Origin of the sequence: Dietzia sp. B44, from assembly GCF_014145245.1 — a bacterium.
GTDB lineage: Bacteria > Actinomycetota > Actinomycetes > Mycobacteriales > Mycobacteriaceae > Dietzia > Dietzia natronolimnaea.
In genome coordinates this window covers 1-1678 of the sequence record NZ_JAALEF010000130.1, presented here as the reverse complement: position 1 = coordinate 1678, position 1678 = coordinate 1, and the positions used below count along the sequence as shown (strand labels likewise).

Annotated in this window: 3 protein-coding genes; 1 reads left to right on the top strand and 2 read right to left on the bottom strand. The window is 71.2% G+C overall.

Annotated features, from left to right (window positions below):
* The coding region (gene cofD / locus G6017_RS05160; protein WP_182616241.1) for a 2-phospho-L-lactate transferase at positions 1–826 on the bottom strand (826 nt) is incomplete at its 3' end.
* Positions 827–1086: 260 nt separating this feature from the next.
* Between cofD and G6017_RS05155 the strand changes: the two genes are divergently transcribed.
* Positions 1087–1398: a WhiB family transcriptional regulator gene (locus tag G6017_RS05155; protein WP_241727050.1), complete on the top strand. Its 312-nt coding sequence runs from the start codon at positions 1087–1089 to the stop codon at positions 1396–1398.
* A gap of 75 nt (positions 1399–1473) precedes the next feature.
* Here G6017_RS05155 and G6017_RS05150 read toward each other — a convergent pair.
* On the bottom strand, positions 1474–1678 hold a 205-nt coding region (locus tag G6017_RS05150), incomplete at its 5' end, for a metallopeptidase family protein (RefSeq protein ID WP_182610527.1).

Here is a 1678-nt window from a genome sequence, read left to right as displayed (position 1 = left end):
GGGCGGAGGTCTCCACCCCGATCGCGGTGAGGCACGCGTCGGCCATCCCGCGCAGCACCGCGCCACCGATCACAGGGCTCACCCCCACGACCGGCGCGGAGGTGGAACGCAGTGCGGCGCGGATCCCGGGGACGGCGAGGATCGCGCCGACGGAGACCACGGGGTTGGAGGGGGCGACGACGACGAGGTCGGCCGCCTCGATGGCCTCGAGCGTCTCCTCGGTGGGCCGGGCGGCCTCGGCGCCGATCTGCACGAATCCGGAGGCGGGCAGCTGCGCGCGGTGCCGGACCCACCACTCCTGGAAGTGGATCGCCTTCGAGCCCGACCCGTCGGCGGAGTCGTCGGGCACCACGACGTGCGTCTCGCATCGGTCGTCGGTCACCGGCAACAGGCGGACGCCGGGGGACCAGCGGGTGGACAGCGCCTCGGTGACGTCGGTCAGCCGGTAGCCGGCGCCCAACATCTGGGTGCGGACCAGGTGGGTGGCCAGGTCCTTGTCCCCGAGACCGAACCAGTCGGGCTGGACCCCGTAGGCGGCGAGTTCGTCGCGGCAGTTCCACGTCTCGCCCGCGTGACCCCATCCGCGTTCGGGGTCGATGCCCCCGCCGAGGGTGTACATGCAGGTGTCGAGGTCGGGGCAGATCCGGACGCCGTGCATCCACGCGTCGTCCCCGACGTTGACCACCGCGTCGAGGCCGTGGACGGGGTCGCCTCCGGGGAGCGGGGTGTCCGCGGCCCCGGACGCGGGGTCCAGCCCGAGAAGTCGACGTGCGCCGAGCAGGAAACGGGCGCCACCGACGCCACCGGCCACTACACAGATCCTCACGTCGACCCAGACTAGTGACGGGGTGGCGGTGAGGCCCGGGTGGCCGGGTGTTCGGACCCCACCCCGACTCGCGGGGGTGTCCCACGCCACACGATCCGCGGCGTGTCACTCGTGGGACCGGCGCACGAAAATGCTAGGTATCCGCGATTTCGCTTGACCTGGGCGACTCGCATGTGTGTAATCACAGGTGTGTCATTCGTATCGGAGCGGCACGCCGGGCCGGGCAGACGCACGAGCGACGAGCAACGTAACACGAGGGGATGACCGTGGATCGACAGTCACGCACCGCAGCGGGACCCGAGCTGACCCTGGTCGACTTCGGCACCGGTGCGCTCTTCGTGGAGGACGAGGAGGAGAGCTGGCAGGACCGGGCCCTCTGTTCCCAGACCGATCCCGAGGCGTTCTTCCCCGAGAAGGGTGGCTCGACCCGCGAGGCCAAGAAGATCTGCACGGGCTGCGAGGTCAAGGCCGAGTGCCTCGAGTACGCGCTGGCCAACGACGAGCGCTTCGGTATCTGGGGCGGACTGTCGGAGCGCGAGCGTCGGCGGATCAAGCGCGAGGCCGTGATGTGAGTTCGTCAGGGCCCGGTGTCATCCGGGCTCTCGACGGCGCCTGCTCGGCACCTTCCTGACCACCCCGCGGGGTGGTCAGTTCTCGTTGGGGCCGGCTTCGACCTCGTCCGGTGAGATCTCCAGGTGCTGCGAGACGAGTTCCACCAGGACCGAGTAGACCAGGTCCCTCAGGTCGTCCCCGCCGGGTGCCCGGCGGGTGAGCGGCCTGCGGAACAGGACCAACCGGGCCCGCGTGGGCTGGCCGGCCCGGTCGACGCCGGCGGGGACCAGCCGGGCGAGC

Excerpts from the sequence above, each read along its gene's own strand:
- G6017_RS05155 (WP_241727050.1), top strand. The coding sequence starts at position 1,087 with ATGACCGTGGATCGACAGTCACGCACCGCAGCGGGACCCGAGCTGACC.